This is a genomic window from Bacillus cereus group sp. MYBK216-1 (genome assembly GCF_051916495.1).
Lineage (GTDB): Bacteria > Bacillota > Bacilli > Bacillales > Bacillaceae_G > Bacillus_A > Bacillus_A thuringiensis_K.
Window position 1 is genome coordinate 399,433 of the sequence record NZ_JBQAGT010000004.1, and the last position, 20,771, is coordinate 420,203.

The window sequence follows — 20,771 nt, forward strand, 5'->3', positions numbered from 1 at the left end:
CACGAAGAGATTCGTGCATTTTTTGTTTGTTTTTATCATAAATTGGTAATAGTGAAAATGGTGATGAAAATGCTGTCTATCGTTGTAAAGATTTTACGAACGAAACCTGTCCTTTCTTTGCATAATCATTGTTACAATGAATACTACAAAGACAAGTTCTTTTAAAAGGAAGGTGAAAAAATGAGGAAATATGGAATATGGCTTGTTCTATTTGTATGTGTTGCCTTTCTAGTTGGTTATAGTGTTACGACTGTTTTAGGAAAAGAGGAAGTGGAAGTCGATCGGAAAGAAGTATTTACAACGATACAAAAAGGCTATGAAACCCAATTTTCAATTCGTGGGAAGAATTTGCCGATGAATAAGATGATAGAGATGTTATCACCGTATTTTACAGATAATTTCCTTCAAGTATTTACAGATGAAAATAGCAGAAGTGATAAACAAAGTGGTGAATATTTACTTCCGGCAAAAGAAGCACCGTTTTCTTTTAATTCAGAAACGAAAATGTCGTATGATGAAGAACATAAAAATTTATATGTATATGAGCGGACAAAAAGTGGACAATATCAAATTGTAACATTGAAAAGGGATCAAGATAAATGGAAGTTAGCAGGATATCATGAAAGTCAGGAACTTTTAACTGAAATAAAAAGGTTGCAACAATTATAAAGTGAAACTTTTAATCAGTGGGAGGGATTACTCTTCCATCTAACTTCTTTGCTGTAGCTAAATTTTGGGTGGGAGTTTTATTACCTACAAATAGCGGGATAAGAATAGGAATAGGTATTTACCTATTCCTATTCTATATTGAGTAGTTTTTGTAACTTTTCAATTTGAAAACCTGCAACTACTTCGCCATCAATTACGACTGTTGGAGTTGAATAAGAATCATAGTCGTTTAAAAGACGATTGCGAGCAGCAGCGTCTTTTTTTACGTCAAATTCTTCATATGCAACGTTATTATGCTTCAAAAATTCTTTTACAATAACACATGGCGGACAATCGGGTTGTGTATAAACCTCAATTTTTTTCATTGTAATTCCTCCTTTTTTCTGTTTTTTATTATATTCTTCCAATATAAAAACCGCAATAAAGAAGGGGAAATATGTTCTTTCTGTTTTTTCCTTCGCATTTCGACAAATTTTTAGTTGAGTTTCTGGCCAATAACCTTTATCCTAGAGTGTGGAACATTTTTTCTGTTATGACGGATAGAATGAGTATAGCTGTAAAACCTATTGGTAGGAAGATCAGAGAAAGGAGAGATTTCATGTCTCTACTCCAAGGAATTTTAACTCGACTTGTTAGTCTACAAGAACAAGCTGAAAGCGGTGAAGTAGCACAACGCTATTTTGAAGTGAACGGTGAGCGCAAATGTAGCGTGAAATTTTTCGATAAAAGTGAAATGTATGAGTTAGAAGTGTATCAACAAGGTGAAAAACCTCAAGTGTATCAATTCGATAATATCGACATGGTTGCAATTGAGATTTACGATATCATTTCTTGATACATATAAAAAAGGTACTGCCACATGGCAGTACCTTTTTTAGTTCTATTACTTTCCGGCGTAATGTATAGAAGTTTTTTATTTTTCCTACAATGGTATTAAAATGAAAATTTAATCCGTGCAAGTTTGCTTATCCATGTGGATAATTAGTCCCGTCAACCGGCTGAATATGTGAAGCTAAATTTCTCACAATCGCTGGGTTCTGCAAATAGCGGGGGAAATATAACTAGGAGGTTATCATATGGAACGTTTACCAGTTGTGATTTGTCCTAATTGTCAAAGTTCTGCTGAGATTATTCATGTATTAACGGCTCAATCTAATCAAAATGTAATTTATACGTGCCAAGTTTGTCGCTTTATAATTCGAAATATTGAAACGAATAAAGGATAGGAAGTTATAATTTTAGTTTTTGTCCCATACAATGAGAATACAAAAAGTCTGTCTAATTGAAAGGACGTGACTCTATGGACGGTGCACATAAATTTTACAATGTTTCAGAGAGACATTTAAATTTCGATATGGTTTTTAACCGTATTTGTAGTTTCATTGAAAAGGATCCACGAAATTTATATCGATTATCCATTGGGACAGACTCGCAAGCCCATCAAAAGGATACGAGGTTTATTACAGCAATCCATATTCATCGTGTTGGAAAAGGTGCCTGGGGTTGTTTACACCATAGATCAGTAAAAGATAAGCCAACAACCTTACGTGAGAAAATATATTTAGAAACACAGTTTAGTCAAGAAATCGCATGTCTATTTACGCCTACTCATATACAAACAATATGGGAGTTATTGCACCCTTATGCTCAAGATGGGGCTGGATTCATAATGGAAATTCATTTAGACATTGGGAATGATGGTTTAACAAAAGAATTTATTTTAGATATGACAGAAAAAATTCGAGCGATGGGATTAACTGCAAAAATTAAGCCGGATGCTTATGCGGCATTTAGCTATGCAAATCGATATACGAAATGATTTTTTGTCTATTTACGATTGCTACATATCTTTTAGTAAAAACTGAATATTACATCTATTAAATAGGTTGAATTTTTTATATAATAAGAGTAACGATGCGAGTGTAAGGAGAGGGGTATATGCAAAGGGAAGTTGTTTTAACGAAGGAAGAAGAAAGTTTGCTACTAGATATTTTATTTCAGCAAAATTATGCAAGTGAAATTTTAGCTGTGGAACTTACAGATATTGAGAATGGTTTGAAACAGACAGATGTGATGCAATATAAAAAAATCACAAGGTTATTTTACAGATTAAAAAATAAAGGGTATTAAGCGCTACCGGAATGGTAGTCTTTTTTTTGTACTGTATGCTAAAATAGCTGTGTGATTGTATTTTTATTAAAATAAATTTAGGACAAAATAATAATATGAAAACGCTGTCATAAAATGTGAATAGAGTTGTGAACATAAGCAGGAAAAAGGGAAAATGGGGGATGTAATATGATTAGTATTCCGAAAGACGAATTTCAACAAATTCTTGTGAAGGATTTAATGATTTCATCGGAAAAAGTAGCTCATGTCCAAATTGGAAATAGTTTAGAACATGCTTTACTCGTTCTTGTGAAATCTGGATATTCGGCGATACCTGTCTTAGATCCAATGTATAAACTACATGGTTTGATTAGTACTGCCATGATATTAGATGGTATGTTAGGATTAGAGCGTATTGAGTTTGAAAGACTTGATGATATGAAAGTAGAGCAGGTGATGAAGGAAGATATACCTGTTCTTAAATTAGAAGATTCATTTGCAAAAGCTTTAGAAATGACAATTGATCATCCTTTTATTTGTGCTGTTAATGAAGAAGGCTATTTTGAGGGGATTTTAACACGTCGGGCTATTTTAAAATTGTTGAATAAGAAAGTAAGGCAACATAATCGATAACGTGAGAAAAGTGACTTCATAGAAACGAAGAAGTCACTTTTTTTTTCGTGCATATCACTTGTGTATGTATTATATTTAAAAAGACATAAAACATAAGGAAGTTTGCGCTCGGAAATTGTATTTTCTGAATGAAAGCATTCGGCTAAATTAAGGATGAAAAGCTTATTGAAATAAGGTGTATGGAAGCTAAGGAAAGAGGGAGAAAGTTGCAAATTGATGATTTTCAAATGATGGTTGTGTTAGCTCAGGAATCAAATATGAGAAAAGCGGCGGAACGTTTATTTGTTTCCCAACCTGCGCTGAGTCAACGATTACAATCTATGGAGAAACAATGGGGAATGAAGTTTTTTATTCGCTCACAAAAAGGATTGACAATTACACCTGAAGGGGAAAAAGTAGCAAATTATGCTAAAGAAATGTTGCAAAGGGAAGAAGATATAAAAAGTGAGCTAGCTGTTTTTAGAACGGAAACTCATGGAACGTTAAAAATAGCTGTTGCATCAGTTATTGGTCAATATTGGCTCCCTCCTGTTTTGAAAAAGTTTGTGCATAAATATCCTTCTGTAAAGATATCGCTGTTTACTGGATGGAGTAGTGAAGTGCAAAAGCAGTTTTATGAAGGAGACGTTCATGTTGCTATACTGAGGGGAACACAAGAATATAAAGGTCAGAAGCAACAATTATTTGAAGATGAACTGTATTTAGTTGATAAAGAAATAAAAGATATTTCGATGTTAAAAGAAACAAATAGGCCGTTCATTCAATTTAAAAGTGATTCGACTTATTATGGACAAATACAAAATTGGTGGTATGGTTTATTTTCTAATCCGCCTAAGCGAACGATTGTAGTTGACCAAATTGAAACATGTAAACAACTTGTTTTAAATGGTATAGGTTATGCCCTTTTACCTTCTACTGTTTTAAAGGAAGTACAGGAAAATATGTATAAAACACCTGTTCAACTGACGAGAGAAACATGGTTGTTAACAAGTGACTCGGCAAGGCAGTTGAAACAAGTACAAGCATTTTTAGAAATTATAGAAGAAATTCAAAGAGAAAAATAAGATTATTATCTTGCTACTCGCTCTTCCGTTTGGTAGAGTAACATTATAAATGGATTTAGGAGGCAACAAGAATGAAAATGATGGACGCTAACGAAATTATTTCGTTTATTCAAAAAAGTGAAAAGAAAACTCCTGTAAAGGTATACATAAAAGGGGATTTAAAAGAAGTAACATTCCCTGAAACAGTACAAGCATTTGTGAATAAAAAATCAGGTGTATTATTCGGAGAATGGTCTGAAATTAAGACAATTCTTGATGAGAATAATAAGCACATCGTTGACTACGTTGTAGAAAACGATCGTCGTAATTCTGCAATCCCAATGCTTGATTTAAAAGGTATTAAAGCTCGCATCGAGCCAGGTGCTATTATTCGTGACCATGTTGAAATTGGTGACAACGCTGTAATTATGATGAATGCAACAATTAACATTGGTGCTGTAATTGGTGAAGGTTCTATGATCGACATGAACGCAGTACTTGGTGGACGTGCAACAGTCGGTAAAAACTGTCACGTAGGTGCAGGTGCTGTACTTGCAGGTGTTATTGAGCCACCTTCTGCAAAACCAGTTATCGTTGAAGATGATGTAGTAATCGGTGCAAACGTAGTTGTTTTAGAGGGTGTTACAGTAGGTAAAGGTGCAGTTGTGGCAGCGGGAGCTGTTGTAACAGAAGATGTGCCTCCATACACAGTTGTTGCAGGTACTCCAGCACGTGTAATTAAAGAAATTGATGAGAAGACAAAAGCAAAAACAGAAATTAAACAAGAGCTTCGTCAATTAAACCCAGAGAAATAAAAAGTAAAAAAGCGTAAGAGCGTAAATGGGCTCTTACGCTTTTTATAGATAGAGGTGCAAAAATGACAGTAAGCAAATTTGTCCAAATTCGTAGAGATCTACATAGAATTCCAGAAATCGGATTTAAGGAATGGAAAACGCAACAGTATATTTTAGATTATATAGGAACACTTTCTCATGAATTTGTGGAAGTGAAGACATGGAAAACGGGTGTAATCGTTAAAGTAAATGGAAAAAAACCCGAAAAAATAATAGGTTATCGTGCAGATATAGACGGTTTACCAATTACAGAGGAAACTGGATACAAGTTTGCTTCTATTCATGAAGGAATGATGCATGCATGTGGCCATGATGTACATACAGCGATCGGTTTAGGCCTTCTAACGAAAGCTGTGAGCGAAAGAATAGATGATGACCTTGTATTTCTATTCCAGCCAGCAGAAGAAGGACCAGGCGGTGCTCTTCCTATGTTAGAAAGTGAAGAGTTAAAAGAATGGAAACCAAATATAATTCTTGGTCTTCATATTGCACCAGAATACGCTGTAGGGACAATTGCAACGAAAGAAGGACTGTTATTTGCCAATACTTCAGAATTATATATTGATTTAAAAGGAAAAGGTGGCCATGCTGCCTATCCGCATACTGCAAATGACATGATTGTTGCAGCGAGTCATCTTGTTACACAGCTTCAATCTGTTATTAGTCGCAATGTAAATCCTCTTGATAGTGCAGTAATTACAATCGGGAAAATTACAGGTGGTACGGTTCAAAATATTATTGCAGAAAAATCTCGTTTAGAAGGAACGATTCGAACATTATCAGTGGAATCAATGAAGCGTGTGAAAAGCAGAATTGAGGCAATTGTTGCAGGTATCGAAGCTTCTTTCCAGTGTGAGGCGATTATAGATTACGGAGCAATGTATCATCAAGTATATAACCATGAAGAGTTAACGAGAGAGTTTATGCAATTTGTACATAAACAAACTGATATGAATGTTATTACATGTACTGAGGCAATGACAGGTGAAGATTTTGGTTATATGCTTCGAGAAATCCCTGGATTTATGTTTTGGCTTGGAGTAAATTCAGAATATGGTTTACATCATGCAAAATTAAAACCAGACGAAGAAGTGATTGAAAAGGCAATTACATTTCTAAGCCAATATGTAAAGTGGAAAGGGAATAGAAAATAAAACTTCCGCTTTCATGAAGGTTCCAAAAAACTTTTTGTTTTGAGGTGTAAGTAACGCTCGTATAGATTGATTTTAGACATTTACATACAAATAAAAGAATTAAAGTTAATTGTACTGTTTTAATAATGAGCAGGGGGTTTTAGCCACTGCTCATTATTAATTATCTGACTAACTTATATATGTTTACTTTTAGTATGAAAAGTGTGTAAAATCAATGTGAAACATAGAAAAAAGGGTGGGGAATTACGTGCAAATTAGCAGTGCGATTTTATGTTTCGTCTTATATGCGTATGTTATTATTGCGGCGGTTTATTTTGGGATAAGTTTTTATGCCTATCGTCTAGTAGATAATAATGAATATGACGAAACATACAAATGGGTAAAGAGATATTTATCACCTGTACTAGAAATTATGAATGGGTTTGTGCTCTTTTTATTTATTGGATTAATTGCTTTCTCAACGAGTTTAGTAGGGAATAAAACTACGTTATTTGTATTGGGTATCATTATTTTTATGTTGTTAGGAATAAGGATTGGTAATACGGTCTTTTGGAATGAAAGAAAAGTAGATGGTTGGACGGGAATGTTAATTCCGTGCATGTTAGCTGCAATCGTGACAAATATAGAGCATGAATATTATCAATTACATTTTTGGCTCATTATCGTTTTAACAATTCTTTCTGTTTTGTATATAAGCACAGTAGTACTAACATATATTGCACATGAAAAAGGAGACGTTAAAGGCACTCGTTTCTTTAGAGGACGGGCATTATTTTGGAGTGTGCCGACGATGGCAGTTATCGCGCTTATTGCGATATTAGTAAATGGATATCAATTTTTTAATTGGCAACTATTTTTAGAAAACTGGTGGATCTTTATCTTTTCATTTATTGCTTTTTTAGGTGCAACGCATTATTTATTCCATCAACATCATTACATATGGGCATTATTATTTGCCTTCACACAGCTTCTATTTGCCTTTTTTGGTCAAGAAACATTATTATTCGTTTTTGAAACATTTAGTTCGTTTGGAAATATATTTGTATTTGCTATGTTACTTGTTGGTATCGCTTTTTACTTGCAACAATATTTTTATATACAAAAACAAAAATAAGAGCTAATTACAGTTTTTGTGACGCATATAAAGTGTGTTACACTGAAAATAAATAGTACTTGAAGTTATTGGAGGAATTCCTGTGGGTGAGAAAGAAAAAGAATTTGCTGTCATTGGACTTGGTCGCTTTGGTGGAAGTATTTGCCGAGAACTAGCTCAATTAGGTATGGAAGTAATGGCAATCGATTCAGACGAGGATAAAATTAATGAATTTGCAAATATAGCTTCGCATGCTGTAATTGCAGATTCAACAGATGAGATGGTATTAAAAAGCCTCGGTATTCGAAATTTTGATCACGTAGTCGTTGCTATTGGAGATAATTTAAATTCAAGTATTTTAACGACTTTGATTTTGAAAGAGCTGGGTGTAAAAAATATTACTGTAAAAGCTCAAAATGATTATCATGAAAAAGTGTTAAGTAAAATAGGTGCAGATCATATTGTGCATCCAGAACGTGATATGGGAAAAAGGATTGCTAATAATATTGCATCAAGCAATGTGTTAGACTACCTTGAGCTTTCAGATGAGCATAGTATTGTAGAGATTATTGCGAATAAAAAAATTGATGGGCACTCTTTAATTGAATTAGATATTCGTGCGAAGTTTGGATTGAATATTGTAGCAATTAAACGAGGTAAAGAAGTTATCGTATCCCCTCGAGCTACGGAGAGTATTCAAGCAGGAGATATATTAATTGTCATTGGTCATGACGATGAAGTGGATCGATTTAAACACTTTTTAAGATAAGAGAAAAGAAAAGGACAATGCCTTCATGGCATTGTCCTTTTTCTTATATTTCCATAATGATTGGTAAAATCATTGGACGGCGTTTCGTTTTCTCATATAGGAATGGAGCTAATGTGTCTGTAATTTCATTTTTAATTTCAGACCATTGTGTTGTTTTACGCTCCATTACTTTTTCTAAATGAGTTGTAATTAATGTTTGTGCATCATTGATTAAATCGCTGCTTTCACGCATGTAAACGAAACCGCGTGAGATGATATCAGGTCCTGCTGCAACTTTAAATTCTTTCATATCAATGCTTACAACTACAATTACAAGTCCTTCTTCAGAAAGGATACGACGATCTCGTAATACGATATTGCCAATATCTCCAATACCGTTTCCATCAATGTAGACCGAACCAGATGGGATTTTTCCAGCTACGCTAGCTTCATCCGAACGTAAAGCAAGAACATCGCCATTATCCATAATGAAGCAATTTTCTTCAGGGATGCCACAATCATTTGCTATGTTCATGTGCATACGTTGCATACGATATTCACCATGAATTGGCATGAAGTACTTCGGTTTAATTAGACGTAACATTAACTTTTGTTCTTCTTGTCCACCGTGTCCACTTGTATGGATATTTGAAAGTTTACCGTGAATTACATCAGCGCCAGCGCGGTACAACATGTTAATTGTACGACTTACGCTAATTGTATTTCCTGGAATTGGTGAAGAAGAGAAAACAACTGTATCTCCAGGAATAATTTGAATTTGGCGGTGTGTACCGTTTGCAATACGTGAAAGTGCTGCCATCGGTTCACCTTGACTACCTGTACATAAAATAACAACTTTATTAGCTGGTAAGCGGTTTAGTTGAGATGCATCTATGAATGTATCTTTCGGGCAACGAATATAACCAAGGTTTTGTCCAATTTCAATCGCTGCTTCCATACTTCGACCAAACACAGCTACTTTACGGTTGTTTTCAACAGCAGCTTCAACAACTTGTTGTAAGCGGTGAATATTTGATGCAAAGGTTGCGAATATAATCCGTCCTTCTACTTTACGGAAAATGTCTTGAATGCTATCACCAACGCGACGCTCAGACATAGTAAAGTTTGGAACTTCACTGTTCGTACTATCAGATAATAGACATAGTACGCCATCTTTACCGATTTCAGCCATTTTCGTTAAATCAGCTGGTTCACCAACTGGTGTGAAGTCAAATTTGAAGTCACCTGTATGAACAACTTGACCTTGAGGTGTTTTCACAACAACGCCGTACGAATCTGGAATACTGTGAGTTGTACGGAAGAAGGATACAGACGTTTTTTTGAATTTAATAACGTCATCTTCTTGAATCTCGTAAAGTTTTGCTTTACGAAGTAAGCCGTGTTCTTCTAATTTGTTTTTGATGAGCGCAATTGCTAATTTTCCACCGTAAATTGGAATGTTCACTTGACGTAATAGGTAAGGGATTCCACCGATATGATCTTCGTGACCATGTGTAATGAATAACCCTTTAATTTTATCTTCGTTTCGCACAAAATAAGTGTAGTCTGGTATTACATAATCGATTCCGAGAAGTTCGTCCTCTGGAAATTTAATTCCAGCATCAATTATAATAATTTCATCCTGAAATTGAACAGCGTATGTATTTTTACCGATTTCACCAAGCCCACCGAGAGCAAATACAGCAACTTGGTCGTTTTTTAGAAATTTCATATCGCTATACGATTTCCGCTAATGTTAAATCAGCGTTTTCTTTTTCATATTCAAGATGAGCGCCAGTAACAGACTGAACAAACTCGATATTATATGCGAACTTATTTAATTTTGTACGAACATCCTTTTCAGACGTAGCCTCTAAATATAAAACTTTTGTATTTTCACGTACTGGAACCTCAGTTAATTTTTCTTGATAAAATACTTTAAAAATCATTTGGAAAACCTCTCCTTGTCTATGTTTTGCATTATCTGTTACTTATTATAAAGCAAACAGTCACGATTTTCATGTTTTTTCGAATGAGAATGAAGAAAAAGCCCTAAATGGGCATAATTTAAGCGATTGTCTTTTTACGGACTAGACCGTTTAAATAACGCTTGATCTTTTTCTTCAGCTTCTTCAGCATGATTACTCCTTCCTTTCCTTATTTTAAACATGCCTATTACTAGTGAAAACTCTATCTCTGATATAAGAGATAGGACAAAAGTGAATGGTGAATCTTGTCCTTTCCCATACAGTGAAAGTTATTCTATAGTAACGATTAGTAGCCGTTAGTTATAGGTATAGTATGAGGAAGAATGGAAAAGAAAATTCATCCGAACAAGTATCCACATGTTTTACTAATATATATATATGCAAAGTTTACAAATAAGGTCAGAAAGGGAACGCTTTCTTCACAGATGTTTAATATGTTATACTTTTTTTTAGAATTTGAAAAGTGATATTCAAAATAGGAATATAGAGTGCCAGAAAGGATTTTGACAAATGAATGATAAAATTGTCTTTTTTGATATTGATGGAACGTTATTAGATCATGATAAAAAAATTCCACAATCTACACGAGATGCAGTAAAACAGTTACAAGAGAAAGGTGTACATGTAGCAATTGCGACAGGGCGCGCGCCATTTATGTTCGAAGATATTCGCAAGGAACTTGATATACATAATTATGTTAGTTTTAATGGACAATATGTTGTCTTTGAAGATGAGGTAATATTTGATAATCCGTTACATCCAGATGCTTTACATAAGTTTACTCAGTTTGCAAAACAAGAAGGATATCCACTTGTATACCTTGACCATCAAGATATGAGAGCATCAGTGGAATATCATGATTATGTGAAAGAAGGCTTCGGAAGCTTAAACTTTGAGCATCCAGCATATGAGCCTAATTTTTATGAGGAACGTAATATTTATCAAACACTACTTTTTTGTGAAGTAAATGAAGAGGAAAAGTTTATTAATCATTATCCAGATTTTCATTTTATTCGTTGGCATGCATATTCAATGGACATCATTCCTAATGGTGGTTCTAAGGCAAAAGGAATTGAGAAATATATTGAAAAGTTAGGTTTTAATCGTGATCAAGTGTATGCATTCGGAGATGGCTTAAATGATTTAGAAATGATCGAAGCTGTTGGCACAGGTATTGTGATGGGAAATGGCCATGAAGACTTAAAAAAACTTGCAAATCATGTGACAAAGGATGTTAGTGAAGACGGTATATATCATGGACTAAAGTGGGCTGGATTGCTGTAAGTGAATATGGAACCCATTTCATAATAAAAAGGCGGAAGTTAACTTCCGCCTTTTTATTATCGCTCTAGAGGTTTGGAATCATCAGGAGCGGCAAAAGGATTTTCTTTATTAATATGGTCATAGAACATAACTCCATTTAAATGGTCAATCTCGTGCTGGAATACGATTGCTGGTAAACCTTTTAAACGTAATTTTACTTCTTCTCCGTTAATAGAAGTTGCTTTTACTGTAATTCTTGTATAACGAGGAACATAACCAGGTACTTCGCGGTCTACAGATAGACAGCCTTCACCACCCTGTAAATATGTACGTTCAACAGAATGGCTAATGATTTTTGGATTGAATAATGCATGGCTATATAATGTACCGTCCGCATCGGTTACATGAACTGCAATCATTTTTTTTGAAACACCGATTTGCGGAGCCGCTAATCCGATTCCAGGGCGTAAACTATATTTTTCAGCCATTTCAGGATCTTGGCTATTTATTACGAATTCAATCATTTCTTTTAAGGTAGTTGTATCTTCTTCGCTTGCCGGTAATGACACCTCTTCTGCAACGTTGCGCAAAATAGGATCTCCTTCGCGAATAACATCTTTCATTGTAAGCATATGTAATCTCTCCTTTCCTCTTTAGTCTACCAAAGGAGATGGAAAAAGTCATCGGCAAGAAAGGGAAGGCATTTTGGAAATCGTTCTATTATAGAGTATTTATGTATGTGATAAACAGAAAAAGACGGCAAAGCCGTCTTTTTCTTTCCATAGTTGTTTCGTTTTACATTAGCGAATGCAAGCAGCACCAACGATAATTAAAAGAATAAACAACACAACGATTAAGGCGAAGCCGCGTCCAGACCCGCCACAAGAACCGCCATAACCGTAGGAAGGATATGAACAAGTTGGATAGCAATATGAGTATCCGTACATGAGATGACCTCCTTTATCATTTCCCGCTAATACTGCGGTTACTATAATGTATGGAAGAGAGGGTGGAAATGTATAGGTATTTACCTAAAAAAGGAAGAGTAGTTTGTATATTTTTGTTACGAAGAGAGAAAAACTAAAGAGAATTAAATCGTTTACATATTATTCTAAGAGAAAAAATAAGTGAAAAAGGGAATAATATAACAGTAGGTCAATGCTTACTAATACAGATGTAAAAAATAAAAACACGTTTGTGTAGTAGAAACCTGCATATTATTTATAAAAAAACGTATTCAAAGTAATTGACATCGTAATTAGAATAGTTGTAAACTAAAAAACGTGATCAAGATTGTATTAATATGTTTCTGAAAAAACATTAGTACAGATTGTTAGGTACACAAAATTATTCTCAACCGACAGACAAACATGTTGGTTTACATCGTTGCGCTTTTTAAACTGGAAAATAGCCAGTGAAAGCGTTTCAGAATATGGTTCAAGAGAGGAAGAGGTGAACGGAATGGGTACTAAAACAAAAAAGACCCTATTTAATGTTGATGAGCAAATGAAAGCTATCGCAGCTCAATTTGAAACATTACAAATTTTAAATGAAAACGGTGAAGTTGTGAATGAAGCAGCTATGCCTGAATTATCTGATGATCAATTAAAAGAATTAATGCGTCGTATGGTGTATACTCGCGTATTAGATCAACGTTCTATTTCTTTAAACCGTCAAGGACGTTTAGGTTTCTACGCACCTACAGCTGGACAAGAAGCTTCTCAATTAGCAAGTCATTTCGCACTTGAAGCAGAAGATTTCATCTTACCAGGATACCGTGATGTACCACAATTAGTATGGCACGGATTACCATTATACCAAGCATTCTTATTCTCTCGTGGACACTTCATGGGTAACCAAATGCCTGAGAATGTAAATGCATTAGCTCCACAAATCATTATCGGTGCGCAAATCATCCAAACTGCTGGTGTTGCGTTAGGTATGAAACTACGTGGTAAAAAATCTGTTGCAATTACTTACACTGGTGACGGTGGTGCTTCACAAGGTGACTTCTACGAAGGTATGAACTTTGCAGGTGCATTTAAAGCTCCAGCAATCTTCGTTGTTCAAAACAACCGTTATGCAATCTCTACTCCAGTAGAAAAGCAATCTGCAGCTAAAACTGTAGCACAAAAAGCAGTAGCAGCAGGTATTTACGGAATTCAAGTAGACGGTATGGATCCACTAGCTGTATACGCAGCGACTGCTTTCGCTCGTGAGCGCGCAGTAAATGGCGAAGGCCCTACTTTAATCGAGACTTTAACATTCCGTTACGGTCCACATACAATGGCTGGTGATGACCCAACTCGTTACCGTACAAAAGATATCGAAAACGAATGGGAACAAAAAGACCCAATCGTACGCTTCCGTAAGTTCTTAGAAGCTAAAGGCCTATGGTCTCAAGAAGTTGAAGAGACAGTAATCGAAGAAGCAAAAGAAGATATCAAACAAGCAATTGCTAAGGCTGACCAAGCTCCAAAACAAAAAGTAACTGATTTAATGGAAATCATGTACGAAAAAATGCCTTACAACTTAGCTGAACAATATGAAATCTACAAAGAAAAGGAGTCGAAGTAAGCCATGGCTCAAATGACAATGATTCAAGCAATCACTGATGCTTTACGCGTTGAAATGAAAAATGACCCTAACGTACTTGTATTTGGTGAAGACGTTGGTGTAAACGGCGGTGTATTCCGTGCTACTGAAGGTTTACAAGCTGAATTTGGTGAAGATCGTGTAATGGATACTCCACTTGCAGAGTCTGGTATTGGTGGACTTGCAGTTGGTCTTGCACTTGAAGGATTCCGTCCAGTTCCAGAAATCCAATTCTTCGGTTTCGTTTATGAAGTAATGGATTCAATTTCTGGTCAATTAGCTCGTATGCGTTACCGTTCTGGTGGACGTTGGACTGCTCCAGTAACAGTTCGTTCTCCATTCGGTGGTGGTGTTCATACTCCTGAACTACATGCTGATAGCTTAGAAGGATTAGTGGCTCAACAACCTGGTCTAAAAGTTGTTATTCCATCTACTCCATACGACGCTAAAGGTCTTTTAATCTCTGCGATTCGTGACAACGATCCAGTTATCTACTTAGAGCATATGAAATTGTACCGTTCATTCCGTCAAGAGGTACCAGAAGGTGATTACACAATTGATTTAGGCAAAGCTGATATCAAACGTGAAGGTACAGATGTATCTGTTATCGCTTATGGCGCTATGGTTCACGCTGCATTAAAAGCTGCTGAAGAACTTGAAAAAGAAGGTATCTCTTTAGAGGTTGTTGACTTACGTACAGTTCAACCATTAGATATCGAAACAATCATCGCTTCTGTTGAAAAAACAGGTCGCGTAGTTGTAGTTCAAGAAGCTCAAAAACAAGCTGGTATTGCAGCTAACGTTGTAGCGGAAATTAACGACCGTGCAATCTTAAACTTAGAAGCTCCAGTTGTACGTGTTGCAGCTGCTGATACAGTATTCCCATTCTCTCAAGCAGAGAGCGTATGGTTACCAAACCACAAAGATATTGTTGAAGCTGTAAACAAAGTAATGAACTTCTAATTTTTAGCTTTTCATGTGCAAAAGAAATCAGCACATGCTGGTTTCTTTTGTACATATTCCATAATAATGAAATGAATCAGGGGGCTGAATTCCGTGGCATTTGAATTTAAACTACCAGATATCGGTGAAGGTATCCACGAAGGTGAAATCGTAAAATGGTTTATTAAACCAGGCGATGAAGTAAACGAAGACGATGTACTTCTTGAAGTACAAAATGATAAAGCAGTAGTAGAAATCCCTTCTCCTGTTAAAGGTAAAGTACTTGAAGTACTTGTAGAAGAAGGAACAGTTGCAATCGTAGGAGATACATTAATTAAATTTGATGCTCCTGGATACGAAAACCTTAAATTTAAAGGTGACGATCATGATGAAGCTCCAAAAGCTGAAGAAGCAGCAGTAGAAGCTCCAGCAGCGGAAGCTACTCCAGCAGCAACTGCAGAAGTAGTAAATGAGCGCGTAATCGCTATGCCATCTGTTCGTAAATACGCTCGTGAAAAAGGTGTAGACATTCATAAAGTATCTGGTACTGGTAAGAATGGCCGTATCGTAAAAGCTGACATCGATGCATTTGCAAATGGTGGACAAACTGTAGCAGCAACTGAGGCTCCAGCAGCAGTAGAAGCTACTCCAGCAGCAGCGAAAGAAGAAGCACCAAAAGCACAACCAATCCCAGCTGGTGAATATCCAGAAACTCGTGAGAAAATGAGTGGTATCCGTAAAGCGATTGCGAAAGCAATGGTTAACTCTAAACACACAGCTCCTCACGTAACATTAATGGACGAAGTAGATGTAACAGAACTTGTTGCTCACCGTAAGAAGTTCAAAGCAGTAGCAGCTGACAAAGGTATTAAATTAACTTACCTTCCGTACGTTGTTAAAGCTTTAACATCTGCATTACGTGAATACCCAATGTTAAACACTTCTTTAGATGATGCATCTCAAGAAGTAGTTCATAAACATTACTTCAACATCGGTATCGCAGCTGATACAGACAAAGGTCTATTAGTACCAGTTGTTAAAGATACAGATCGTAAGTCTATCTTCACAATTTCTAACGAGATCAATGATCTTGCTGGTAAAGCACGTGAAGGTCGTCTAGCTCCAGCTGAAATGAAAGGTGCTTCTTGCACAATTACAAACATTGGTTCTGCAGGTGGACAATGGTTCACTCCAGTTATCAACCACCCAGAAGTAGCAATCCTTGGTATCGGCCGTATCGCTGAAAAACCAGTTGTGAAAAACGGTGAGATTGTTGCAGCTCCAGTATTAGCATTATCTCTAAGCTTTGACCATCGTTTAATTGACGGTGCAACTGCTCAAAAAGCGTTAAACCAAATTAAACGTCTATTGAATGACCCACAATTATTAGTAATGGAGGCGTAATAACAATGGTAGTAGGAGATTTCCCAATTGAATTAGATACAGTCGTTGTTGGTGCAGGTCCTGGTGGATACGTTGCGGCAATTCGTGCAGCACAATTAGGTCAAAAGGTAGCAATCATTGAAAAAGCTAACCTTGGTGGCGTATGCTTAAACGTTGGATGTATTCCTTCAAAAGCGTTAATCAATGCAGGTCATCGTTATGAGAATGCAATGCATTCTGATGACATGGGTATTACTGCAGAAAACGTAAAAGTTGACTTTACAAAAGTTCAAGAATGGAAAAACGGCGTAGTTAAGAAATTAACTGGCGGTGTTGAAGGCCTTCTTAAAGGTAACAAAGTTGAAATCATTCGCGGTGAAGCTTACTTCGTAGATGCTAATACATTACGCGTTATGACTGAAGATGCAGCTCAAACTTATACGTTTAAAAATGCTGTTCTTGCAACTGGTTCTACACCAATCGAAATTCCAGGATTCAAATACTCTAAACGTGTTATCAACTCTACAGGTGCTTTAAGCTTACCTGAAATTCCTAAAAAACTTGTTGTAATCGGCGGCGGTTACATCGGTATGGAATTAGGTACTGCATATGCTAACTTCGGTACAGAAGTTACTGTAGTAGAAGCTGGCGACGAAATCTTAGCTGGTTTCGAAAAAGCTATGAGCTCTGTTGTTAAACGTGCTCTACAGAAAAAAGGTAACGTAAATATCCATACAAAAGCTATGGCTAAAGGCGTTGAAGAAACAGAAACTGGCGTAAAAGTTAGCTTTGAAGTTAACGGTGAAATCCAAACTGTAGAAGCAGATTACGTATTAGTAACTGTAGGTCGTCGTCCAAACACTCAAGAAATCGGTCTTGAGCAAGTTGGAGTTAAAATGACTGACCGCGGCATCATCGAAATCGATGAGCAATGTCGTACAAATGTACCAAACATCTATGCAATCGGTGATATCGTTCCTGGACCACCATTAGCTCACAAAGCTTCTTACGAAGGTAAAGTAGCTGTAGAAGCAATTAGTGGCCATGCATCAGCTATCGATTACATCGGAATCCCTGCAGTATGCTTCACTGATCCAGAATTAGCATCTGTTGGTTACACTAAAAAACAAGCTGAAGAAGCTGGAATGACTGTAACTGTATCTAAGTTCCCATTCGCTGCTAACGGTCGTGCATTATCATTAAACAGCACTGACGGTTTCCTACAACTTGTAACACGTAAAGAAGATGGTCTTCTTGTAGGTGCTCAAGTTGCAGGTGCAGGTGCTTCTGATATTATCTCTGAGATTGGTTTAGCTATCGAAGCTGGAATGACAGCTGAAGATATCGCTCAAACAATCCATGCTCACCCAACATTAGGTGAAATCACAATGGAAGCAGCTGAAGTTGCTCTTGGAATGCCAATTCACATTGTAAAATAATTAAGTAATGTAAATAGCCCCTCTCTTATTGTAAGAGAGGGGCTATTTTTATTTTCATCAAATGACCTGCAAGGTCTTTAAACGTACTTGTCGAATGAATATATAATACTTTAACAAATGATTCAGGCGTAACTTACTTCAAAGGTAATGTATATCATCCTATAATATGTAATTGATTCAAACTTAACCCCATATATTAATAAAATAGAGCATGTCAAAGGAGAAGGTTCCATGAAAATATTACATGTTATATTTTATCATTTACTACTATGGAGTGGCTTTTCCACTGTATTAACATTATCGAATGGTGATAAGTTTCATTATAAAGTTATTCTTTTTTTCGTATTCCTATATCTAGCCTATGTAATAGCATATTTTGTATTGCACGTGAGAAAGCAAGCTTTATTTCTTACATGTTCAAATTGTATACTATTTTTAATCATATTATCTATTTTTTAAATTAGCGTTTATAAAAATACATTGTTCTTCCATTAAATAATTGTAACTCTCCTTCTAATTTCTTCGCTAAAAAACGGCAAAATTCATTTGCTTTCCCTTTGTCACCAAATGTTGCATTAGGTGGTAAAGAAACTTGGATGAAAGATTGTTCATTTTCTATACCAACACCAATATAAATTGAGTCATAGCGGTCGTGATTGGATTGAAGTTTTAATGTTGTTGTAGATGTATCTAAAATTTCATAAGGAAAAGCGGTATTTGTATACGTGTAATTAATTTGGGCACCAGTTTTAGAAGTAACTGTTTTATAATAATGAAAAAGTTGTTTTATATCATCTATTGAAACTGATTGTTGGTTGGATTTAGGTACAAGCGTAATAAAGGCGTGTTGCATATAAGTTCCCCCTAACTTAGTAGAATACTATCATTCTACATCCTACTGAATTTTTTGACAATTAAAAGGAGTATTACATGTTTTGTTTAATATACTAGTAATGAAACGTGATATAGAAAGGTGGAAACCAATGTTTGAAAAATTGTATGATGAGCATGAAAGTGTGAAGGTACGATTTTTAGGGTTTATGACACATGATACACGTTATGATTTTGGTGTTATTTATACAAATATGTTTTTTGGAAAGCCGCTCATTGTTTGTATGCAAACAGGAAGGTCTACTTTACTCGGACGAGATGATGTAGAGAATGTTCAATATATACAGGAGATTTTTAAATTAGGATCAGAAGAGGAAGCAAAGGAGTTAGCTCAATTTTTCAAATTTCTAGTTCCGTCAACTTCTTTACATGCGGAATATGAAGAATAATTAATGTGAAACAGTCGTACTTATAAATATGGCTGTTTTTTCATTTGAATATTGCATACTAATTTAAATTGAAAATATTTAATGTGTTATACTAAAAACCTATTGACGTAAAAAGTATAACATATTAAAATAAAGACAGAAAGTTAAGCGGTTACAAAAAGTTTTTGGGATTATAAACTTAGGGGGAAATGAAAAATGGGAACAATCGTATGTCAAGATTGTGAAGGTACAATTGCACACTTCGAAGATGAGAAAGTAACAGTACTTTACGGGAAATGTGGATCTTGCGGATGTGATCACACAGAGCATACAAAAGCCCAATAATTGAGAGGAAATGGACAGCTAAAAGTTTTTAGGACCATAAACTTAGGGGGAAATGAAAATGGGAACAATCGTATGCCAAGTATGTGAAGGAACAATCGGACATTTTGAAGATGAGAAAACGACAGTACTTTACGGAAAATGTGGAACAAATTGTGACTGTGCTAGAAAAGATAATGCGAAAGCTTAATGATAAATAAATAGATTACTATTAAAACTCAGGGGGAAATGAAAATGGGAACAATCGTATGCCAAGTATGTGAAGGAACAATTGGACATTTTGAAGATGAAAAATCAACAGTACTATACGGGAAATGTGGATCTCATTGCGAATGTGACCATAAAGAACATACAAAAGCTTAATAATAAGAAAAAGCGCCTACATGTGTAGGCGCTTTTTTAATAAATTGTAGTTGTATGACCAACTGTTGCAACGATTGCATCATCCCTAATCGGAATAAAGCTTATGGAGGTCTGTGGTGTACTAGAAGAAGCGTATTGGCTCATTATACGACTATCGATACGGGTAATAGTATCGGTCAAGAAAGCTGAAATAAAAGCGTAAGGAACTCGTCGTTCATTTAATGAATAAATAATTTCTTCTTTTGTTTTTACACCTACGCCATGTCCGTAAAAAAAGAAATTTCCTAAATAGATTGTGTTTTCTCCTTGCCACTCAATCGTAGCTGGATTCACTTGTGGGTTTTTAAAGTAAACGAGGTCACCTGGAACAAGATCGCCACCGTTTTTTGTTATGAGTCTTAGATCTTGATCGTAGTCCCATGTGTAAAGTAAAAGGTTTGCAAATAGACGATTGAAAGTTTCTTCCTCATACAATGATAGTAAAGCTTTATAAAAAATAATGATCATAGCGGTTGCGCATTCAGTTCCATATAGTTTTCCGTTTTTGAAAATATCTTGTATGGCAATAGAAGGTGGTATGTTTGGAAGAAGCTCGAATCCTCCAAGGGATGTTCTTTTCCAATACTGGGGGTTGCAAAAGGATTGTTGAAATGTACGAAACTGAAAACCACTTTGAAAAAGCTCTAGTGAAGAGATAATAATATTAACTCGTAAATTGAGATCAAAGCTGAGTTCATCAGCTGTTCGGAAGGAATAAACTTCTTGATTTCCTGCCATTATTGATAAAATTTGTTGTTTCTCTGCTGCAAATGGCTCATATTCATTTGTAATATAAGGATGTACAATAGAACGGCCTATTACAATCATAATAGTATCCCCACCTATACGTTACAT

At 35.6% G+C, this 20,771-nt stretch carries 28 protein-coding genes; 21 read left to right on the forward strand and 7 right to left on the reverse strand.

From position 1 onward, the window contains the following. The first annotated feature begins 180 nt into the window (after positions 1–180). Positions 181–669 (forward strand): DUF3993 domain-containing protein, encoded by a 489-nt coding sequence (locus tag ACTFRH_RS16615; protein ID WP_001233807.1) that lies wholly within the window; start codon positions 181–183, stop codon positions 667–669. Between the two features lie 128 nt (positions 670–797). Here the strand turns inward: ACTFRH_RS16615 and ACTFRH_RS16620 are convergent, their stop codons facing one another. Next, positions 798–1,034, reverse strand: coding sequence for a glutaredoxin family protein (locus ACTFRH_RS16620; RefSeq protein ID WP_000717872.1), 237 nt, complete (start codon positions 1,032–1,034; stop codon positions 798–800). Between the two features lie 233 nt (positions 1,035–1,267). On the opposite strand from ACTFRH_RS16620, the gene ACTFRH_RS16625 reads away from it, so the two are divergent. The 10 genes from ACTFRH_RS16625 (at position 1,268) to ACTFRH_RS16670 (ending at position 8,324) form a co-directional block, all read left to right on the forward strand. Continuing rightward, on the forward strand, positions 1,268–1,504 hold the full coding sequence (locus ACTFRH_RS16625; protein ID WP_000055151.1) for a YkuJ family protein: 237 nt from the start codon (positions 1,268–1,270) through the stop codon (positions 1,502–1,504). 241 nt (positions 1,505–1,745) lie between these two features. Further along, positions 1,746–1,895, forward strand: coding sequence for a hypothetical protein (locus ACTFRH_RS16630; RefSeq protein WP_000440541.1), 150 nt, complete (start codon positions 1,746–1,748; stop codon positions 1,893–1,895). A 74-nt stretch (positions 1,896–1,969) separates the two neighbouring features. Beyond that, the gene (locus ACTFRH_RS16635; protein WP_000348491.1) at positions 1,970–2,488 is read left to right on the forward strand and encodes a ribonuclease H-like YkuK family protein; all 519 of its coding nucleotides are present in this window, start codon (positions 1,970–1,972) and stop codon (positions 2,486–2,488) included. Between the two features lie 119 nt (positions 2,489–2,607). Continuing rightward, positions 2,608–2,799 (forward strand): antirepressor AbbA, encoded by a 192-nt coding sequence (gene abbA, locus ACTFRH_RS16640; RefSeq protein ID WP_001188692.1) that lies wholly within the window; start codon positions 2,608–2,610, stop codon positions 2,797–2,799. Between the two features lie 168 nt (positions 2,800–2,967). Continuing rightward, positions 2,968–3,411 carry a cyclic-di-AMP-binding protein CbpB gene (cbpB, locus tag ACTFRH_RS16645; protein ID WP_000623581.1) on the forward strand — a complete coding sequence of 148 codons (444 nt, stop codon included), beginning with the start codon at positions 2,968–2,970 and terminating at the stop codon, positions 3,409–3,411. Between the two features lie 179 nt (positions 3,412–3,590). Beyond that, positions 3,591–4,475 carry a LysR family transcriptional regulator gene (locus ACTFRH_RS16650; protein WP_001987174.1) on the forward strand — a complete coding sequence of 295 codons (885 nt, stop codon included), beginning with the start codon at positions 3,591–3,593 and terminating at the stop codon, positions 4,473–4,475. 71 nt (positions 4,476–4,546) lie between these two features. After that, on the forward strand, positions 4,547–5,269 hold the full coding sequence (gene dapD / locus ACTFRH_RS16655) for a 2,3,4,5-tetrahydropyridine-2,6-dicarboxylate N-acetyltransferase (RefSeq protein ID WP_000783241.1): 723 nt from the start codon (positions 4,547–4,549) through the stop codon (positions 5,267–5,269). A 62-nt stretch (positions 5,270–5,331) separates the two neighbouring features. After that, positions 5,332–6,462, forward strand: a complete 1,131-nt coding sequence (locus tag ACTFRH_RS16660) for an N-acetyldiaminopimelate deacetylase (RefSeq protein ID WP_000218669.1) — start codon at positions 5,332–5,334, stop codon at positions 6,460–6,462. 247 nt (positions 6,463–6,709) lie between these two features. Continuing rightward, positions 6,710–7,576 carry a hypothetical protein gene (locus ACTFRH_RS16665; RefSeq protein ID WP_001167319.1) on the forward strand — a complete coding sequence of 289 codons (867 nt, stop codon included), beginning with the start codon at positions 6,710–6,712 and terminating at the stop codon, positions 7,574–7,576. A gap of 82 nt (positions 7,577–7,658) precedes the next feature. Next, entirely contained in the window at positions 7,659–8,324 is a 666-nt protein-coding gene (locus ACTFRH_RS16670; RefSeq protein WP_000504034.1) for a potassium channel family protein, read from the forward strand. Positions 8,325–8,367: 43 nt separating this feature from the next. Here ACTFRH_RS16670 and rnjA read toward each other — a convergent pair whose 3' ends face one another. Both rnjA and ACTFRH_RS16680 read right to left on the reverse strand, forming a co-directional pair. Beyond that, positions 8,368–10,035, reverse strand: a complete 1,668-nt coding sequence (gene rnjA, locus ACTFRH_RS16675; RefSeq protein WP_000670377.1) for a ribonuclease J1 — start codon at positions 10,033–10,035, stop codon at positions 8,368–8,370. Positions 10,036–10,039: 4 nt separating this feature from the next. After that, complete coding sequence (locus tag ACTFRH_RS16680; RefSeq protein WP_000576435.1) at positions 10,040–10,252, reverse strand: DNA-dependent RNA polymerase subunit epsilon; 213 nt, start codon at positions 10,250–10,252, stop codon at positions 10,040–10,042. Positions 10,253–10,801: 549 nt separating this feature from the next. On the opposite strand from ACTFRH_RS16680, the gene ACTFRH_RS16685 reads away from it, so the two are divergent. Next, positions 10,802–11,575: a Cof-type HAD-IIB family hydrolase gene (locus ACTFRH_RS16685; RefSeq protein ID WP_000998266.1), complete on the forward strand. Its 774-nt coding sequence runs from the start codon at positions 10,802–10,804 to the stop codon at positions 11,573–11,575. A gap of 56 nt (positions 11,576–11,631) precedes the next feature. Here ACTFRH_RS16685 and def read toward each other — a convergent pair whose 3' ends face one another. Further along, positions 11,632–12,186, reverse strand: coding sequence for a peptide deformylase (def, locus tag ACTFRH_RS16690; RefSeq protein WP_000957048.1), 555 nt, complete (start codon positions 12,184–12,186; stop codon positions 11,632–11,634). A 168-nt stretch (positions 12,187–12,354) separates the two neighbouring features. After that, positions 12,355–12,501, reverse strand: a complete 147-nt coding sequence (locus tag ACTFRH_RS16695) for a YjcZ family sporulation protein (RefSeq protein ID WP_000274562.1) — start codon at positions 12,499–12,501, stop codon at positions 12,355–12,357. A gap of 514 nt (positions 12,502–13,015) precedes the next feature. Here ACTFRH_RS16695 and pdhA point away from each other — a divergent pair. The 5 genes from pdhA to ACTFRH_RS16720 all read left to right on the forward strand — a co-directional run bounded on the left by pdhA (position 13,016) and on the right by ACTFRH_RS16720 (position 18,372). Next, positions 13,016–14,131: a pyruvate dehydrogenase E1 component subunit alpha gene (gene pdhA / locus ACTFRH_RS16700; protein WP_000536895.1), complete on the forward strand. Its 1,116-nt coding sequence runs from the start codon at positions 13,016–13,018 to the stop codon at positions 14,129–14,131. A gap of 3 nt (positions 14,132–14,134) precedes the next feature. Next, positions 14,135–15,112 (forward strand): pyruvate dehydrogenase complex E1 component subunit beta, encoded by a 978-nt coding sequence (gene pdhB, locus ACTFRH_RS16705; protein ID WP_000068168.1) that lies wholly within the window; start codon positions 14,135–14,137, stop codon positions 15,110–15,112. Between the two features lie 93 nt (positions 15,113–15,205). Continuing rightward, entirely contained in the window at positions 15,206–16,495 is a 1,290-nt protein-coding gene (gene pdhC / locus ACTFRH_RS16710) for a pyruvate dehydrogenase complex dihydrolipoyllysine-residue acetyltransferase (RefSeq protein ID WP_000863422.1), read from the forward strand. A 5-nt stretch (positions 16,496–16,500) separates the two neighbouring features. Next, positions 16,501–17,913: a dihydrolipoyl dehydrogenase gene (gene lpdA / locus ACTFRH_RS16715; RefSeq protein WP_000260108.1), complete on the forward strand. Its 1,413-nt coding sequence runs from the start codon at positions 16,501–16,503 to the stop codon at positions 17,911–17,913. 231 nt (positions 17,914–18,144) lie between these two features. Continuing rightward, a complete protein-coding gene (locus ACTFRH_RS16720; RefSeq protein WP_000697469.1) occupies positions 18,145–18,372 on the forward strand; it encodes a hypothetical protein in 228 nt (75 codons plus the stop codon). Position 18,373: 1 nt separating this feature from the next. Here ACTFRH_RS16720 and ACTFRH_RS16725 read toward each other — a convergent pair whose 3' ends face one another. After that, entirely contained in the window at positions 18,374–18,766 is a 393-nt protein-coding gene (locus ACTFRH_RS16725; RefSeq protein ID WP_001163299.1) for a DUF1885 family protein, read from the reverse strand. Between the two features lie 130 nt (positions 18,767–18,896). Between ACTFRH_RS16725 and ACTFRH_RS16730 the strand changes: the two genes are divergently transcribed. From ACTFRH_RS16730 to ACTFRH_RS16745, 4 genes are all read left to right on the forward strand, one after another. Further along, complete coding sequence (locus tag ACTFRH_RS16730; RefSeq protein WP_000462038.1) at positions 18,897–19,193, forward strand: DUF3055 domain-containing protein; 297 nt, start codon at positions 18,897–18,899, stop codon at positions 19,191–19,193. A gap of 195 nt (positions 19,194–19,388) precedes the next feature. Next, positions 19,389–19,517, forward strand: a complete 129-nt coding sequence (locus ACTFRH_RS16735) for a GapA-binding peptide SR1P (RefSeq protein ID WP_000536778.1) — start codon at positions 19,389–19,391, stop codon at positions 19,515–19,517. A gap of 58 nt (positions 19,518–19,575) precedes the next feature. Next, on the forward strand, positions 19,576–19,704 hold the full coding sequence (locus ACTFRH_RS16740; RefSeq protein ID WP_000536803.1) for a GapA-binding peptide SR1P: 129 nt from the start codon (positions 19,576–19,578) through the stop codon (positions 19,702–19,704). Positions 19,705–19,748: 44 nt separating this feature from the next. After that, positions 19,749–19,877 carry a GapA-binding peptide SR1P gene (locus ACTFRH_RS16745; protein WP_000536796.1) on the forward strand — a complete coding sequence of 43 codons (129 nt, stop codon included), beginning with the start codon at positions 19,749–19,751 and terminating at the stop codon, positions 19,875–19,877. 36 nt (positions 19,878–19,913) lie between these two features. Here the strand turns inward: ACTFRH_RS16745 and ACTFRH_RS16750 are convergent, their stop codons facing one another. Next, the gene (locus ACTFRH_RS16750; protein ID WP_000635343.1) at positions 19,914–20,744 is read right to left on the reverse strand and encodes a protein-glutamine gamma-glutamyltransferase; all 831 of its coding nucleotides are present in this window, start codon (positions 20,742–20,744) and stop codon (positions 19,914–19,916) included. Between the last annotated feature and the right edge of the window lie 27 nt (positions 20,745–20,771).

What these genes read in the sequence shown, in the direction of transcription:
- ACTFRH_RS16615 (WP_001233807.1), top strand. Translation starts at nt 181, where the DNA reads ATGAGGAAATATGGAATATGGCTTGTTCTATTTGTATGTGTTGCCTTT.
- ACTFRH_RS16620 (WP_000717872.1), bottom strand. Translation starts at nt 1,034, where the DNA reads ATGAAAAAAATTGAGGTTTATACACAACCCGATTGTCCGCCATGTGTT.
- ACTFRH_RS16625 (WP_000055151.1), top strand. Translation starts at nt 1,268, where the DNA reads ATGTCTCTACTCCAAGGAATTTTAACTCGACTTGTTAGTCTACAAGAA.
- ACTFRH_RS16630 (WP_000440541.1), top strand. Translation starts at nt 1,746, where the DNA reads ATGGAACGTTTACCAGTTGTGATTTGTCCTAATTGTCAAAGTTCTGCT.
- ACTFRH_RS16635 (WP_000348491.1), top strand. Translation starts at nt 1,970, where the DNA reads ATGGACGGTGCACATAAATTTTACAATGTTTCAGAGAGACATTTAAAT.
- abbA (WP_001188692.1), top strand. Translation starts at nt 2,608, where the DNA reads ATGCAAAGGGAAGTTGTTTTAACGAAGGAAGAAGAAAGTTTGCTACTA.
- cbpB (WP_000623581.1), top strand. Translation starts at nt 2,968, where the DNA reads ATGATTAGTATTCCGAAAGACGAATTTCAACAAATTCTTGTGAAGGAT.
- ACTFRH_RS16650 (WP_001987174.1), top strand. Translation starts at nt 3,591, where the DNA reads ATGGAAGCTAAGGAAAGAGGGAGAAAGTTGCAAATTGATGATTTTCAA.
- dapD (WP_000783241.1), top strand. Translation starts at nt 4,547, where the DNA reads ATGAAAATGATGGACGCTAACGAAATTATTTCGTTTATTCAAAAAAGT.
- ACTFRH_RS16660 (WP_000218669.1), top strand. Translation starts at nt 5,332, where the DNA reads ATGACAGTAAGCAAATTTGTCCAAATTCGTAGAGATCTACATAGAATT.
- rnjA (WP_000670377.1), bottom strand. Translation starts at nt 10,035, where the DNA reads ATGAAATTTCTAAAAAACGACCAAGTTGCTGTATTTGCTCTCGGTGGG.
- ACTFRH_RS16680 (WP_000576435.1), bottom strand. Translation starts at nt 10,252, where the DNA reads ATGATTTTTAAAGTATTTTATCAAGAAAAATTAACTGAGGTTCCAGTA.
- ACTFRH_RS16685 (WP_000998266.1), top strand. Translation starts at nt 10,802, where the DNA reads ATGAATGATAAAATTGTCTTTTTTGATATTGATGGAACGTTATTAGAT.
- def (WP_000957048.1), bottom strand. Translation starts at nt 12,186, where the DNA reads ATGCTTACAATGAAAGATGTTATTCGCGAAGGAGATCCTATTTTGCGC.
- ACTFRH_RS16695 (WP_000274562.1), bottom strand. Translation starts at nt 12,501, where the DNA reads ATGTACGGATACTCATATTGCTATCCAACTTGTTCATATCCTTCCTAC.
- pdhA (WP_000536895.1), top strand. Translation starts at nt 13,016, where the DNA reads ATGGGTACTAAAACAAAAAAGACCCTATTTAATGTTGATGAGCAAATG.
- pdhB (WP_000068168.1), top strand. Translation starts at nt 14,135, where the DNA reads ATGGCTCAAATGACAATGATTCAAGCAATCACTGATGCTTTACGCGTT.
- lpdA (WP_000260108.1), top strand. Translation starts at nt 16,501, where the DNA reads ATGGTAGTAGGAGATTTCCCAATTGAATTAGATACAGTCGTTGTTGGT.
- ACTFRH_RS16720 (WP_000697469.1), top strand. Translation starts at nt 18,145, where the DNA reads ATGAAAATATTACATGTTATATTTTATCATTTACTACTATGGAGTGGC.
- ACTFRH_RS16725 (WP_001163299.1), bottom strand. Translation starts at nt 18,766, where the DNA reads ATGCAACACGCCTTTATTACGCTTGTACCTAAATCCAACCAACAATCA.
- ACTFRH_RS16730 (WP_000462038.1), top strand. Translation starts at nt 18,897, where the DNA reads ATGTTTGAAAAATTGTATGATGAGCATGAAAGTGTGAAGGTACGATTT.
- ACTFRH_RS16735 (WP_000536778.1), top strand. Translation starts at nt 19,389, where the DNA reads ATGGGAACAATCGTATGTCAAGATTGTGAAGGTACAATTGCACACTTC.
- ACTFRH_RS16740 (WP_000536803.1), top strand. Translation starts at nt 19,576, where the DNA reads ATGGGAACAATCGTATGCCAAGTATGTGAAGGAACAATCGGACATTTT.
- ACTFRH_RS16745 (WP_000536796.1), top strand. Translation starts at nt 19,749, where the DNA reads ATGGGAACAATCGTATGCCAAGTATGTGAAGGAACAATTGGACATTTT.
- ACTFRH_RS16750 (WP_000635343.1), bottom strand. Translation starts at nt 20,744, where the DNA reads ATGATTGTAATAGGCCGTTCTATTGTACATCCTTATATTACAAATGAA.